This window comes from Pseudoalteromonas spongiae UST010723-006 (genome assembly GCF_000238255.3).
Lineage (GTDB): Bacteria > Pseudomonadota > Gammaproteobacteria > Enterobacterales > Alteromonadaceae > Pseudoalteromonas > Pseudoalteromonas spongiae.
In genome coordinates this window covers 2,515,136-2,530,562 of sequence record NZ_CP011039.1, presented here as the reverse complement: position 1 = coordinate 2,530,562, position 15,427 = coordinate 2,515,136, and the positions used below count along the sequence as shown (strand labels likewise).

The window sequence follows — 15,427 nt, the reverse complement described above, 5'->3', positions numbered from 1 at the left end:
TTTTACAATGCTAAACCAACCTAAAGTATTCCTGATTAATCTTGATAAAAGCACTGAACGCCTTAAAAAAAGTAGCGAACGATTTGCTACGCAAAATATTCAATTTGAACGCATCCCAGCCATTGACGGCACAAAACTTACAGACGCTGAAATTCAAGCACATTATTCATCGCAATTAAATTCAAAACAGTATTACCGCAATCTTGGCTATGGTGAAATTGGCTGTTTCTTAAGTCATCGCCTAGCGTGGCAAAAAATTGTTGAACAAAAGCTGCCTTATGCAATTGTATTGGAAGACGATTTTCAACTAGCGGGTGATCTCAGCGCAGTATTTAGCACCATTGAATCGCTAAAGTTTGACTGGCAACTATTAAAACTTGCCGCTTATCAAAATCGCACCCGACCTATCAAAGCAACAAAACAAGTAAATGAGCAATTTGAGTTAGTACTTCATAAGAAACCGCTCACAGGATGTTGTGCGCAAGCAATTACTTATCATGCGGCCAAACAGCTTTTATCGATTACCGAGCAATTTGGTTGCCCTGTTGATACGCAAATTCAGCGCACGTGGCAAACTGGCGTATCTGTTTATTCGCTTATGCCTTTTATGATTGAGCAAGATGATAAAGTGGGTAGCGAAATTACCGCAGCATGTCAAAACCAAGTAATTAAAAAACACTTTTTTAGACGAAAGTACCAACAATTAGCGGATGGGATTAATCATTACAAGCAAACCAAAATTGCGTTATCAGAACTAATATAATGATTCAATTAGGTTTAAGTTAGTCCTACATAAAACTACATTTCTATAATATTGTCATGTTGCAAAAAGGTTTCTAATCAGTTTCAAGACATGATGAAAAGTATAGGAAATGTTATGAAAAAAGTTGCGTTACCTTTCGCACTTGCAGGTTTGGCAGTATTAAATATGCCAGTTGTAGCTGCAGAGAAAGTCAATCTAGTTAAGTCAAAATCATTTAACCAACATACACCACGCATTATTAACGGTAAGCCTGCTACTCAAGGTGATTACCCGTTTATGACCTCACTTATTTCTGCACACGCTGAGGGCATCTCGCCATTTTGTGGTGCGTCATTTATTGGTGGTCGTTATGTACTAACTGCATCACATTGTATTGAAGGTTCTGCCGCTGAAAACATGCACGTTTGGATTGGTGGGTATGATACAACTAAACCTGAGTCAGGTAAGCGTGTTAGTGTGGCTCAAATTTATGAACACGAAAACTACGGAGACATAGGTCTTAATAACGATATTGCAATTATTGAGCTTACAGAAGAAGTAACGGGTGTTACGCCAATCAAGTTAATGACCCCTGAGATTGAAGCGATTTTAAAAGATGGCTCTGAATTGACCGTTATGGGCTGGGGTAATATGAACCCTAACAGTGAAGCTGCTCCAGAGTATCCAGAAATTTTACAAGAAGTAAAAGTGCCACTTTATAACCGTGAACAATGTATTGCCGATTACACACAAGACGGTGAAACGGGCATTACAGATAATATGATCTGTGCCGGTTTTGTTGAGGGTGGCAAAGATTCGTGTCAAGGCGATAGTGGCGGCCCGCTTATCTTTAAACATGAAGAACAGTGGTATCAAGCAGGTGTTGTAAGCTTTGGTAATGGTTGTGCAGCACCAAATGCGCCAGGTGTATATGCACGTGTTGCAAACTATAACGATTGGGTTGAAGCGAAAAAGTCAGGCGTTTCATACAAACAAATAAACCGCCAAGGTTTTGTTGAGCAAACTTTCAACGAGCAAGCGACATTTAATATTAAAAACGTTGGCAGCGATAATTTTATGGTGACCAACGCAGCAGTTGTTGGCGCTGAAGGTGTTGAATTAGCTGAGGTTGAACAAAACTTATGTGACGGAAAAACACTATCGTTTGAACAAAATTGTGATATCAAAGTACGTGTTAAAACAAATGCACCGGGCAATGCGGGCTTTGCGTTACGAGTGACCACAAACGATGCGATTAACAAAGAAGCGATTATTTTCTACGGCGCGAATGTACTTGAGCAAGAGTCTGCGAATATGAATGAAATCGTGGGTAGCAATAATGATCGTGTTAAATGGTGGAGTGGTGGTGATTTAGCGTGGCAAGCGCAAACAAATAAAGCATCGCAAGGTGACGCTGCAATGGCAAGCGGAGATATTACTCACTTTCAACAAAGTGTTTTACTTGCAACGATTGATAACGACCGTGTTGAGAAGTTTAACTTTAAGCATTTAGTGTCGTCAGAGACTGATTGGGACTTTTTAACGGTTCGTCACAACAATCAAGTAATTTTACGCGCATCAGGTGTTGATAATACAGAATTCACAGCACAAGAAGTGACGTTAACAGAAGGTGTGGATCGTATCGCGATTATTTATGCCAAGGATGAAACGGACCTTGATGAGGTAGGTGACGATAAAGCATATATTGACGAAGTGTCGACAGTACTTAAAAATACCGCGCCACAAAGCAAAGTGAAACAAGCCACAATCACAGTGGAAGAAGCGAAAGGTTTTGTACTTGATGCCAGCGAGAGCAGTGATGCAGAGGGCGACTCACTAACTTATAAGTGGGAAGTGACCGAAGGAACAATTGCCATTGCAGATGCGACAAAAGCAGTTATTAACCTTACGGCGCCAGCATACAAAGATGCTAAATCGCTTACATTTAAAGTAACAGTGACTGACCAATTTGGTGCAAATAGCAGTAAAACGGTTCAGGTTACAATTAATAAAAAGCCTAAGCGTAGTAGCGGTAGCACAGGTATTATGTTGTTATTAGCTGGTTTTGCTTTCGCAGCGCGTCGAAAATTAGCGTAAACATTTAAATTTGGAGAAGCCAGCTAGTTTAGCTGGCTTGACTATATTATGAAGCAATTACATATCACTCTTTCTGCATTATTAATGACGCTATTTACATCAGCGTGTAGTAGCACGGCATTATCTGAAACAATGACTGAACAAGAGCTCAATAATCTAGAAAAAATATACAGCTTTAATGCTAAGGCCGAGTATATTTCGTTTGTGGTAAAATCAACAGGTTGCACAAGCAAAGACGATTTTGAATTATTACAGCAAGAAGCTAAAGGTGTGTACGAGTTCGCACTAAAGCGCAATAAAGCGGATCTTTGTCGTGCGATGCCACGAGCATATCCTGTAACCTTTAAGTTACCTGAGGCGATAGATTCAATTGATTTAATTAAAGTTTTAAATCCGCGTTATGACGTTGAAGCGCAAAAAGCAGCCAAACACACACGTAAACAAGGATAGCAATAGACCAATTTTAGTGAGTATATTACCCTGCTGGTATCGTTAGGAGATCATTTGCAGACGTTATTTTTACGTATTTATGGTTCGGTTATTTTGGCAGTAAGCTTGGTCTTACTGCTTTCCTACCTTGTATTTTCTTCGGTGAACCAATACCGTTACCAGCAGCATTTGGCTGAGCAACTTTCCGGCACCTTGTACCTACTCAAGCAGGGTATTAATCGACAAACTAACACTGCAAACCGTGAACGTTGGCTCGAGTTAGTTGCATCGCTTATGAATGTATCGCTGACTTTAGTCGATAAACCACCGAACCTAAATAAAGTCAGTATCTCTACCAATGTTCAAGCTAACAATGGTTACATTGTTGAATACCCAATTAACGACACTCATTTATTAACCATGCATTTAAATGGCGTGAGTGAGCAAATTGCCACTGGTACAGCATTTTTATTACTTAATGAAATTGGCTTATACAGTGCGCAACAGCGCCAAGCTGCATTCGATACCATCAGCGATCAATTTCACTACCCGATTAACCGGGTTAATGAGGCGAGCCAATTGCTCGACAGTGAGCAGTTAGAGCGTTTAGCGCGTGGTGAAATGGTCATTGTTTGGCAAACTGAATTTGATAGCAGCTTGTCGTTTGATATTTATGCGCCTTGGGGTAACTCTCAAGATTTACTTAAATTAGGCACAATCAAAATATTTGAGCAATATCCCCACTGGTTATTAATCTCGGGATTTATTGCCGTGCTGAGTGTATTAGCCGTAGTGATATTATTTATCATCCGCTTGTTGGTTAAACGATTAACGTATATTCAAGATAAAGTAGATGCTATCGAACCTGAGCTAATACAAGCGGAAGAAATACCACAAAACCTTGATGTGATTAACCAGTTAACTTGGAAAATCGATCAAATGGCACTGCGGATCACACGCTTAATTGAGCAAAAACACCAAATGTTGCGCGCTGTATCCCATGACTTACGAACCCCTTTATCAAAAGCGCAATTTAGGCTCGAAACATTAAATATTCAATTAGGTGTCGATAACGCCTTAATCGCACAAACTAAAGCTGACCTAAATCAGCTTAACTTATTAATAAGTGATTTACTTAGCTACGAAAAACTTACTGATAACAAAGCAATAGTTAAAGAAAATGTCGCGCTAAATTCGTTTGTGAACGCAATTGTGCAAGGAATGCAAATAGTCTTTCCTCACATTGAATTTACCTTTCAAGCACAGCAAGAGTATGCGCTAAAAATCAATAAACAGCTTTTTACACGCATGCTAGAAAATTTACTTAATAATGCCGCGCGCTTTGCAAAAAAATCGGTAACGGTTCAACTAACAAATCATCAGCAAAATATTGTGTTAGATGTAATTGATGATGGCCCCGGTGTTGATGAGCAAAGTAAACAGCATATCTTTGAGCCGTTTTACCAACAAGATCAAAGCCGCAGTAATAAAACCTCCGGTTATGGATTGGGGTTGGCCATTGTTCAGCAAATTGCATCACAACATGATGCCGATATCAGACTCATTGATACGCAAGTGGGCGCTCACTTTAGTATTCACTTCCAGCTTAAAGGGAGTGAATAATGAAAACGCTATTTTTCCTTTTCTGCTTGCTTAATGCATCTTCTGTATTTGCTGCGCAACCGCCTAAAAAAGAGCCGGAAAATACACCGAGTAACAAAGCGCTTAAACCACGTAGCGACAGTAAAAATGCTATTGACTGGGGTGATTGGGATAAAAAATTTCAACCTCAGCAGCGTTATGGTGTTGGCATTAAAGGCAAATTACAAAATGCGATCAGTGAGTTGGATAAAAGTAACTTACTTAATGATACAAGCGGTGTTTCAAGTACGCCGAAAACGCCCACAGATAAAAATAAAAAGCGAAAAGACATAAAGAAAATGAAGCAAGAACTCAAGGCGCTTGAAGAAAAAGTAAAACAAGAGATTGAAAGCGATGAAGACTATTAAATTATTTAAGTTTGCGATTGCTCACCTATTATTGGCACAGATTATTAATCCGTGTTTTGCAAGTGATAAAAATCAGCCGCTTAGTGCGTTTGAGCAAGCAATGCTGCACAATGAGCGCGGTGAATGGCTGGAAGCTGAAACACTACTTAGCTATCAGTTATCGCAAAATCCGATGCAGCACCGCGTGCGTTTAGAGTTAGCATTAACACAAATGCAACTGGGCAAATTTGACGTGGCAAAAGAGCACTTGTTAAGTTTAAAGCAAGTGACTGAATTGCCCGAAAACGTGCGCTTTAATATCGATATTATGCTTAATGAGATTAACGCTAAATCGCAGCTTGCCGAGGTTGAACCATCAAAAAGCCAGTGGGGACTTATTGGCACACTTGCTACCGGATACGATGACAACGTTCGCTTTAGCTTTGGCGACTATTTTTTAGATGATGATCCGTACTTAGATAGTTTTTACTTTGTATTACCGGATGGCAAAGAATATTTTATTTCTCAAAAAGGTTATTTGTATAGTTTAGATGGCGAAATTGTGATGCCTGAAGAACTCGGTATAGACATTTCCCCATTTCTTGAAAAGCCAAATTCAATGTTTGCTGAATCGGCGGCCATTATAAAATACAGCTATTTGGGCGAGCAGGTAAATTGGAAAAACAATCTGCTGATCCGTAATATCGATAATGCTGATTTTAGTGATTACGATAAGCTGCTATTTAAACTTGATTCAGAACTAGCATGGCCGCTGGCAAGTGATAAAGAAATCGCCTTGCAATTTGAACAGCGAAATCAGTTTAGAGGTGGTGAGCCACAAATTACGTCAAGCGCATTAACATTAGGCTATCGTCTATTTTCAAAAAGTAGTGAGTGGTACATGTATGGTCAGTACATGGATAGAAGTTTTAAAACCATAGAAGTGCAGTTTGGGGATTATTCATATACCAATTATGGCTTTGATAATAAGTCTTGGGCAGCTGGTGTAGAATGGAATAAACTTTTTTACAACAATCAATTGTTAGCTAAAGTACAATTTGAATTAAAGAGCAACGACGCAAGCGATGGACTTAATTATTTAGGCGCTATTTTAAAAACTGCGTTAGTTTATCAGTTAGATGATAAATGGAGTGTTGCGGGTTATGTGAACTTTTTTCAGCAAGATTACAGTAAAAGTGATTTAATCGAAGCTTACGGGTTGGATGAAAATAGCGAACTGGCAACCATTGATAAAAGCTTACGTATTGGTTCTAAAGTTGATTATCAAATTAATCAACAGCTCTCAGTATTTGTTTCAGCGGATTGGGGCGAGCGTTCGTCAGATATTTACTGGGGTGTGCAAAGTAATACAGTGCGAGCAAAGCTAGGATTTAACTTCGAATTTTAAAGTGGCATTAAATGGAAAAATATAATCTGATAATTGTTGAAGATGATGCTGAGTTGGCGAGTTTAACACAGTCGTTTTTTCAGCAGTTCGAGTTTAATTGTACTGTGATAAGCGAAGGACAAACCGCAGTACAACAGATTATTGCCGAGCAACCAGATTTAGTGTTACTGGATTTAATGCTGCCAGATATTGATGGTATGCAAGTATTCCAACAAATAAAACCTGCCTACACTGGTAAAGTGGCTATGTTAACTGCGCGAGGTGACACAATTGATCAGGTGTTGGGTTTAGAGTTTGGTGCTGACGACTATATTTCTAAGCCAATCGAGCCGCGTTTATTATTAGCAAAGTGTCGCGCCTTATTACGCCGAGAAGTGAACACTGAAGTAATGAAAGAGCAGGGTATTTCATTTAACGATATCACTATTAATAAGCATAAACGTGAAGTTAAAAAGCGAGATCGTGTATTAGAATTCGCAGCCCCTGAGTATGATTTGTTGCTGTTGCTGGTGGAGCATAGTGGTGAAGTGATAACGCGAGATACCATTTTCAAAACCCTGTGGGGCATTGATTATGATGGTCAAAATCGCCAAGTGGATATTTATATTTCATCGATTCGCAGTAAGTTAGAAAGCGACCCAAATCAGCCAAGCATAATTAAAACTGTGCGCTCTAAAGGCTATTTATTTACTGGATAATTTCATTTGATGTGTAAACGAAAAGGGTATCAAATGATACCCTTTTTTGTTTTTCTATTAGCGTTAGAGCGACTTTTTACTCAGTTCCTAACGCATAGTAACAAATTCTTCTGAACCAGTAGGGTGTATCGCCACAACTGAATCAAAATCAGCCTTTGTTGCACCCATCTTCATGGCAACGCCAAAACCTTGGATCATTTCATCAACGGCAAAACCAATGCCGTGCAAGCCAACAATTTTCTCGTTAGGGCCTTGGCATACCAGTTTCATTTTACATGGTTGACGGTGCTGTGTTACTGCAGTGTACATTGCAGTAAAACTTGAGGTATACACTTTAATGTCATCATCACCAAACTGTTCACGGGCCTCGGTTTCAGTTAAACCAATAGTGCCAATTGGAGGGTGGCTAAATACAACGGTTGGTACTAAGTTGTAGTCCATTTTGGCATTTGGCATTTCAGGGTTGAATAAGCGCTCGGACAATAAGCGTCCAGCTTTAACAGCCACAGGGGTAAGTTCAATACCGTTTTCAATAATATCGCCAACAGCGTAAACGCCTTCAGCTGAGGTATTTTGGAATTCATCCACTTTTACGTGGCCTGATTCTGTTAACTCAACACCTGCTGCTGCAATATTGATTTTATCTGTGGTTGGCTGACGACCAATCGCCCAAATAACTTGGTCAACATTAACGCTGTTACCATTTTCAAAGTGCAGCGTTAAAGAACCGTCTGATTCTTTCGTAACTTCTTTTGGCGTAGCGTTAGTGTGAAGTGTTGGACCTTCTGATTCAATTACTTCCATCAGAGTATCAACAATAAGTGGGTCAAATGTGCGAAGCGGTGTATCACGGCGAACGCATAAATGCGTTTCAGTGCCTAAACCGTGCATTACGCCTGCAAGTTCAACTGCAATATAACCAGCACCTACTACTGCTACACGTTTAGGCTGCTCTTTTAACTCAAAAAAGCCGTTTGAGTCGATGCCGTATTCAGCACCAGGAATATTTGGAATGCTAGGGCGACCGCCAACAGCAACAAGAATATGGTCGGCAGTGTAGTGCTCACCATTCACTTCAATGGTTTTATTATCGACAAATTTTGCGAAGCCTTGGATTACGGTAACGCCATTTTTTGCTAGGTAATTATCATAGCCATTATGAATACGGCCAATGTAAGCTTCACGACTCTCAAGTAATTTAGCCCAATTAAACTCTTTAATTTCAACGTCAAAACCGTAGTCAGGTGCATATAGTTTTATCGCTTCAGCAACTTGCGCACCATGCCACATTACTTTTTTAGGAACACAGCCAACATTTACACAGGTGCCACCTAGCGGGCCTGCTTCTACTAGGGCGACGTTTGCACCGCGCATTGCTGCTCGGTTTGCTGATGCAATGCCACCACTGCCACCGCCGATAGCGATATAATCAAAATGCTTTGCCATTTGAAGTTCCTTAATTTTTTAAATCTTTGTTTTAATCAGATATAGGTATTCTAACCGATAACACAATAGCCTAACTTGCAATTTTTATCGATTGCCCCAATCTAAATTAACAATGACAAATTAATAAGAAGCGTTTTATGACTAATCCATTAATTGGCCTTGAAGGGTTACCACCATTTTCACAAATTAAACCTGAGCACATTGTGCCTGCATTAAAACAGGGTATTGCGGATTGTAAGCAAACGATTGAGCAAGTATTAGCGCAAGAGTCGTATACTTGGGATAACTTTATTGTGCCACTGGATGAAGTTGACGATAAATTAACGCGTCTTTGGTCACCAGTGTCGCATATGCATTCAGTGGTAAACAGTGAAGAACTGCGTGCAGCCTATGATGAGTGTTTACCGCTTATCTCGGAATATTCAACCTTTGTTGGTCAACACCAGGGGTTATTTTTAGCAACGAAAGCGATTGCTGAAAGCGATGAGTTTGCAAACCTTTCAGAGGCACAGCAAAAAGCGATCAATAATAGCTTGCGTGACTTTAAACTTTCAGGCATTGCATTGCCTGAAGAAAAACAAAAACGTTACGGCGAAATTGTTGCACGTTTATCAGAGCTTGCTGCTAAGTTTGGCAATAATGTGATGGATGCCACGCTTGCTTGGCAAAAACACATCACAGATGAAGCGGATTTAGCGGGCTTACCAGAGTCAGCAATTGCTCTTGCAAAACACACAGCGGAAAGTAAAGAGTTGGAAGGTTGGTTATTTACGCTCGATTTTCCATCGTATTTACCTGTGATGACCCATGCGGATAACCGTGAACTGCGTAAAGAAACCTATATTGCATTTAGCACCAGAGCGTCTGATCAAGGCCCAAATGCCGGTGAGTTTGATAACAGCGCCATTATGGCCGAAGAGCTTGCACTTCGTCATGAGCTGGCGCAATTGCTCGATTTCGAAAACTTTGCAGATAAGTCACTGGCAACCAAAATGGCAGAATCGCCACAACAAGTGTTCGATTTTTTAAATGACCTTGCAACAAAATCAAAACCTCAAGCGCAAGCAGAACTTGCAGAGCTAACTGCCTATGCAAACGAAAAACACGGTATTAGCAAGTTAGAAGCATGGGATTACACCTATTACAGTGAAAAGCTTAAGCAGGAAAAATACGCCATTTCAGATGAAATTTTGCGCCCATACTTCCCGGAAAACAAAGTGCTAAGTGGCTTGTTTGAAACCGTAAACCGTCTATTTGGTATTGAGGTTAAAGAAGTACAAGGTGTTGATACGTGGCACAAAGATGTTCGCTTTTTTGAGATTTTTGATAACAGCGGCGAAAAACGCGGTTCATTCTATTTAGACTTATATGCGCGCGACCATAAACGCGGTGGCGCGTGGATGGATGATTGCATTGGCCGCAAAGTGCGTGCTAATGGTGACGTACAATTGCCTGTGGCTTATTTGGTATGTAACTTCAATAAACCGGTTGGTGATAAACCAGCGTTATTTACACACTACGAAGTAACCACTTTATTCCATGAGTTTGGTCATGGTATTCACCATATGCTAACGCAAGTGGATGTGGGCGCAGTTTCGGGCATTAATGGTGTGGCGTGGGATGCGGTTGAATTACCAAGCCAATTTTTAGAAAACTGGTGTTATGAAGAAGATGCTCTGGCGTTTATTTCGGGTCACTATGAAACAGGTGAACCACTACCGAAGGATTTGCTCGATAAATTGTTAGCGGCGAAAAACTATCAATCAGCAATGATGATGATTCGCCAATTAGAGTTCTCATTATTTGATTTCCATATTCATGCTGACTACAACCCATCAAATGGCGATGAAATTCAGACAATTTTAAATAAGGTGCGTCAACAAGTATCGGTTGTAAAAGCGCCTGAGTTTAATCGTTTTCAACATGGCTTTAGTCATATTTTTGCTGGTGGTTACTCGGCAGGATATTACTCATATAAATGGGCTGAAGTGCTTTCTGCTGATGCGTTCTCTCGTTTTGAAGAAGAAGGCATTTTTAATGCAGAGACAGGCCAATCATTCTTAAATAATGTGCTTGAAATGGGCGGCTCTAAAGAGCCTATGGAACTATTTGTTGCATTTAGAGGGCGAGAGCCAAATGTGGATGCCTTGCTGCGCCATAGCGGTATTCAATAAATCTAGGGTCTGTTGACCTTTCAAGTTCGTTTTTGCAGCAGTTTGATTGGGTTTTATACAAGGCAGAGGCTGCGTTGCATAGTTATTCTATGTGAGTCAGCCGATAACACAGTAGAAAACCCAATCAAGCGCTGCCGAACGGTTCTTTTGAGCGCACTTTTCTCATTGTTGCCTATATGGATGTAGGTAAGGGGCGTGAGCAGGACGCGGAAGCTTTGCTCGATATTCGCTTAGATTGCTAGGCCACACATCGAGCGCCGCGATAAAAGCACGCTCAAAGAGAACAAAAATAGAATAGCAAAGGTCAACAGACCCTAATAAGCCGCTAAAATTTAGCGGCTTTTTTTATGCATTTCATTTGGTTAAGTCTATGCTTAATTTTAGCTAATAAATAATATAGGTTTAGGCATGTTAACCAGTGTACTTGCTATTGATGATGACAAGCTAATCCACCAAATAATCGAGAAAACGCTCACCGATAATAACCAAGTAAGTCATGCATATAATGGTGAAGAGGGCATTAAAATGGCAAGGGATACTCATCCAGATATCATTTTGCTCGATGTTGAAATGCCAGGTATTAATGGGTTTGAAGTATGTAGCAAGTTAAAGCAACAACTTGATACCCAAGACATTCCAATCATGTTCTTATCGTCTTGTAGCTCTCTTGAAGAGCGCATCAAAGGCTATAATTCTGGTGCAGATGATTACATCGTTAAACCATTTGAAACAGAAGAGTTATTAGCACGCATTAAAGTACTTCACCAATATAAAAAGCAGTCACAATTATTAAAGCAAGATATAGAACAAGCGCAAAATACTGCCGCAATCGCAATGACAGATTACAGCGATATGGGGCGCGCCATGCGGTATGTAAGTCAAACTTATGGTGTTAAGTCACTTACGCGCCTTTCTGAGTGTTTATTTGAGTTTTTTTCACCGCTTAATTTAAATGTTGTCACAGCGTTTTGGTTTGAAAGTGGTAATGAATTTTTCTCCAACAATAGTGCAGTATGTCCTCTTGAGAAGGAGCTGATGCTCAACGCGAAAGAAGGCGAGCGGTTTATCGATTTTGGTTCGCGCACAATTATTAACTACCCAAATGTCTCGTTGTTAGTAAAAAATATGCCTGTAGATGACGCGCCACTTTATGGTCGTTATAAAGATTTGTTTCCACATATTTTGGAAGCAACAAACGCCAAGCTTGGTACACTCGAATTGCATAATCAGTTATCGGAGCAAGCGCAACAAATCACTAAAACGTTTGAACTGGTAGACAGTACACTGCGTGCACAGCTACAAAGCTTGTATAACAATAGTAAAGTGTCGGTTGAATTGATAGAAACCTTATATCAGCGCTTTTGTGATACTGTGCCGCGGTTGGCGTTAGAGTCAGACCAAGAAGAGTATATTTTAGGCTCAGTAGAAGAGACTGTAGAAAGTTTGCGCTATCATTTAACCGTTGGTGATGAAATTCAAAGCTCATTTAATGAAGTGATGACATACCTTGACCACATTATGAAAGAGCGTGAAAAAATACTTGAAAGACTTGAACAAGAACAACAAAGAGAAGAAATTAACGAAATTACGTCGCAGGACGATATTGAGCTATTTTAACAAGTTTGCATTATTCGCGTATAAAAATACTTTGCTAATCACTATAATGTTGTCATCTCAATATTTAGCAATGGATTTTCTGTGTTAATTGCTAACAGCATTCCTGAACAAAAAGACTACCTTGAACAGCTTGATAAGCGCTTTGCGTTATCTGAATGGTTATCGAGCAATCCGTTATTTTCCCTTCATTATGATCGCGATGGGTTGGCATTAAGCAAAAATGATGAGCCAAAATTGGGGGCGATTCGTGTTGATTTTGTAACAGGTGCTGCTGCACACAGACGCAAATTTGGTGGTGGTAAAGGGCAAGCTATCGCTAAAGCAATTGGTTTAAACAAAGGTAAAGGCATCACACCGCATGTACTTGATGGTACAGCCGGATTGGGGCGTGATGGTTTTGTTTTGGCATCGCTTGGCTGTACAGTGACGTTACATGAGCGTCACCCAGTTGTTGCTGCACTTTTATTTGATGGCTTAGAGCGCGCGTATCTTGATGCCGAAATTGGCAGTTGGATGAGCGAGCGTATGAAAATGGCATTTGGCTCGAGTCACCAGTTGTTGCCAGATACTCATAGCGAAATTGACGTAGTGTACCTTGATCCCATGTTTCCACACCGTGAAAAATCAGCGGCGGTGAAAAAAGAAATGCGGGTGTTTCAATCATTAGTTGGTTCTGATTTAGATGCTGATGAATTGTTAGCGCCAGCGTATCAATTAGCATCGAAACGAGTTGTGGTAAAACGCCCTGATTACGCGCCCTTTTTAGCTGAAAAAACGCCGTCGATGCAAATCAAAACTAAGAAAAATCGCTTTGACGTTTATGTCAAAGCAGCGATGACTGAAACAAAAACGTCATAATAAAGTCATATACTCGCAGGGCAAGTTAATAGATTTAGAGTGCCCTATGCGCGTTTCAAGTTTTACCCGATTACTTTTAGTCGTTTTAAGTGCCATCAGTATTGCACTTGCTGTTGTACTTTTGTGGGCAAGCCAAACAATAAACACCCTTAATCAACAAACTGTTTCGTACAATCAGCTTAAAAATACGGTTGTAGTCGACTTAGCGAATAGCCTGCAAGATTATTTAACTTATGGTGATAACCAGTACTTAACTTTGGCAAAGTCACATATTGAATCGGTTGAGCAAAAGTTAACGATTTTACCGGCCTCTATTTCGTCCTCTTTGCAAGCGCAATTAACACAGCTAAAAATCGGCATTGACGGAAAATACTTGGCACTGGGTAAGTTAAGCGGTAATAAAAATGCATTGATTGACCATGCGCTCAATGAAATGGCAGATTATGCTAGTGCTTTAAGTCAGTACGCGCAGAAAGCGCAAAGCTCAAATGGCCAAACACGTTTTTATGTATTGGCAAATGCCTATCAAACAAATGTCGTGCAACTTGTTATCGCATTGAAAGAAAACAATTTAGAAAGTACCAATTTGGTTCTGACTGAACTGACACGAGTTGCAAAAGAGATTGAAAACCTACCCTTATTAGGTGTTTTTGACCCTAATATTGATGAAGACGAACTAATGCTAACGGGCGATGAGCCTGAAGATCTTGGTGAAGAGATCCAAGCTGAACTTGTTAGTTTACCCAATCGTTTGCCAAAAGAGTTGGCAAATACCAAGCGTTTAAATGAACAACGTGAGTTGGGAATTTCATCACTTCGAGAAGAAATTAGCACGTTAACTAACAGCATTTTAACTGCTGAAAAACAATTGCGTGATGAGCAGGCATTAATCGAAAAGCGCGTGTTTTATACCTTGTTAGTGGCGGTTGTAGGACTATTTGTGATTGCTGCAGTGGTTTATTTTACACAAAGAAAGCAAGTGCTTACACCTGTGAGGGCACTCAGAAACGCATTTTCTAAGCTAATTGAAAACGATAATTTAGAGCATATTCAAACAGATAACCCAAAAACTGAAATGGGTGAAATTGCGCAGTACTTTAATCAATTGATTGAAAAGCAAAAATTAGAAGCACAAGAACGCGCTGAAACTTTGCAATTAGTGAGCGACTTTTTAGCAAATATGAGTGAGCAGCTAAATGTAATGCTAACGGCGTCAGAGCAATCGATAGATGAGGTTGTGCAAAGCGAAACTCTGTTGAGTCAAGTGACAGAAATTGGCGAGCAAGTTAATGATATTAACGGCACGGTAAAAAACAATGCGGAACTAACATTCAGTGCAATGGAAACCAGTGTAAGTCAATCTGAGTCGATGCTGGTGGCGAGTAACAAAACCCAACAACAAGTGCAATCGGGTATGGATTCGATGGATCAGCTACTGAAAGGCGTGAGTGATGTGGCGTCTGTTCTCGAAGTTATCAACTCCATCGCCGAGCAAACTAATTTACTTGCGCTTAATGCCGCGATTGAGTCGGCGCGAGCGGGCGAACATGGACGAGGATTTGCAGTGGTGGCCGATGAAGTTAGGCAGCTTGCGAAGCAAACTCAAAGCTCATTGCAAAGCATAAAACAACAGTTAGATGGCTTAACCTTAAGTTCACAGCAGGTTTCGCAACAAATGGGCGAGCTAGCAGACAATGCAAGCCAGCAAACAAAATCGGCAACACAGCTAAAAGAAACCGCGAGTAGTGTTGCGGATAATGCGCTATCAGCCTCTGAAGTGGCAAATCAAGCAAGTAGCTTTGCCCTTGAACAAAGTAATTATTTGAATGAGTTTTCGCGCGCGATGGCACAGCTTAAAACGCGTGTACAACAATCAAATACGCAAGTACAAGGAATACAGAGTGATTTAGAGCAGAAGATGGTTCAAATTCGTCATTCTTTAGGTCTACAATAGTGGGTATTCGCCAACA

12 protein-coding genes are annotated in these 15,427 nt (G+C 40.3%); 11 read left to right on the top strand and 1 reads right to left on the bottom strand.

Annotation, left to right across the window (positions count from 1 at the left end; translation table 11 throughout):
* The first annotated feature begins 7 nt into the window (after positions 1-7).
* From PSPO_RS11725 to PSPO_RS11695, 7 genes are all read left to right on the top strand, one after another.
* A complete protein-coding gene (locus PSPO_RS11725; RefSeq protein WP_010561970.1) occupies positions 8-763 on the top strand; it encodes a glycosyltransferase family 25 protein in 756 nt (251 codons plus the stop codon).
* A 114-nt stretch (positions 764-877) separates the two neighbouring features.
* Entirely contained in the window at positions 878-2,839 is a 1,962-nt protein-coding gene (locus PSPO_RS11720; RefSeq protein WP_010561969.1) for a S1 family serine peptidase, read from the top strand.
* A 48-nt stretch (positions 2,840-2,887) separates the two neighbouring features.
* Positions 2,888-3,289 (top strand): hypothetical protein, encoded by a 402-nt coding sequence (locus PSPO_RS11715; RefSeq protein WP_010561968.1) that lies wholly within the window; start codon positions 2,888-2,890, stop codon positions 3,287-3,289.
* Between the two features lie 54 nt (positions 3,290-3,343).
* Complete coding sequence (locus PSPO_RS11710) at positions 3,344-4,891, top strand: sensor histidine kinase (protein ID WP_010561967.1); 1,548 nt, start codon at positions 3,344-3,346, stop codon at positions 4,889-4,891.
* Complete coding sequence (locus PSPO_RS11705; protein ID WP_010561966.1) at positions 4,891-5,277, top strand: hypothetical protein; 387 nt, start codon at positions 4,891-4,893, stop codon at positions 5,275-5,277. The genes PSPO_RS11710 and PSPO_RS11705 overlap by 1 nt, the downstream gene beginning before the upstream one ends.
* Positions 5,264-6,664, top strand: a complete 1,401-nt coding sequence (locus PSPO_RS11700) for a hypothetical protein (RefSeq protein WP_010561965.1) — start codon at positions 5,264-5,266, stop codon at positions 6,662-6,664. The genes PSPO_RS11705 and PSPO_RS11700 overlap by 14 nt, the downstream gene beginning before the upstream one ends.
* An 11-nt stretch (positions 6,665-6,675) precedes the next feature.
* Positions 6,676-7,362: a response regulator gene (locus tag PSPO_RS11695; RefSeq protein ID WP_010561964.1), complete on the top strand. Its 687-nt coding sequence runs from the start codon at positions 6,676-6,678 to the stop codon at positions 7,360-7,362.
* 87 nt (positions 7,363-7,449) lie between these two features.
* Here the strand turns inward: PSPO_RS11695 and gorA are convergent, their stop codons facing one another.
* The gene (gene gorA / locus PSPO_RS11690) at positions 7,450-8,808 is read right to left on the bottom strand and encodes a glutathione-disulfide reductase (RefSeq protein WP_010561963.1); all 1,359 of its coding nucleotides are present in this window, start codon (positions 8,806-8,808) and stop codon (positions 7,450-7,452) included.
* A 137-nt stretch (positions 8,809-8,945) separates the two neighbouring features.
* On the opposite strand from gorA, the gene prlC reads away from it, so the two are divergent.
* From prlC to PSPO_RS11670, 4 genes are all read left to right on the top strand, one after another.
* Entirely contained in the window at positions 8,946-10,982 is a 2,037-nt protein-coding gene (gene prlC, locus PSPO_RS11685; protein ID WP_010561962.1) for an oligopeptidase A, read from the top strand.
* 408 nt (positions 10,983-11,390) lie between these two features.
* On the top strand, positions 11,391-12,599 hold the full coding sequence (locus PSPO_RS11680; protein WP_010561961.1) for a response regulator transcription factor: 1,209 nt from the start codon (positions 11,391-11,393) through the stop codon (positions 12,597-12,599).
* 81 nt (positions 12,600-12,680) lie between these two features.
* The gene (locus tag PSPO_RS11675; RefSeq protein ID WP_010561960.1) at positions 12,681-13,457 is read left to right on the top strand and encodes a class I SAM-dependent methyltransferase; all 777 of its coding nucleotides are present in this window, start codon (positions 12,681-12,683) and stop codon (positions 13,455-13,457) included.
* A gap of 46 nt (positions 13,458-13,503) precedes the next feature.
* Positions 13,504-15,411 carry a methyl-accepting chemotaxis protein gene (locus PSPO_RS11670; RefSeq protein WP_010561959.1) on the top strand — a complete coding sequence of 636 codons (1,908 nt, stop codon included), beginning with the start codon at positions 13,504-13,506 and terminating at the stop codon, positions 15,409-15,411.
* Positions 15,412-15,427: the final 16 nt, after the last annotated feature.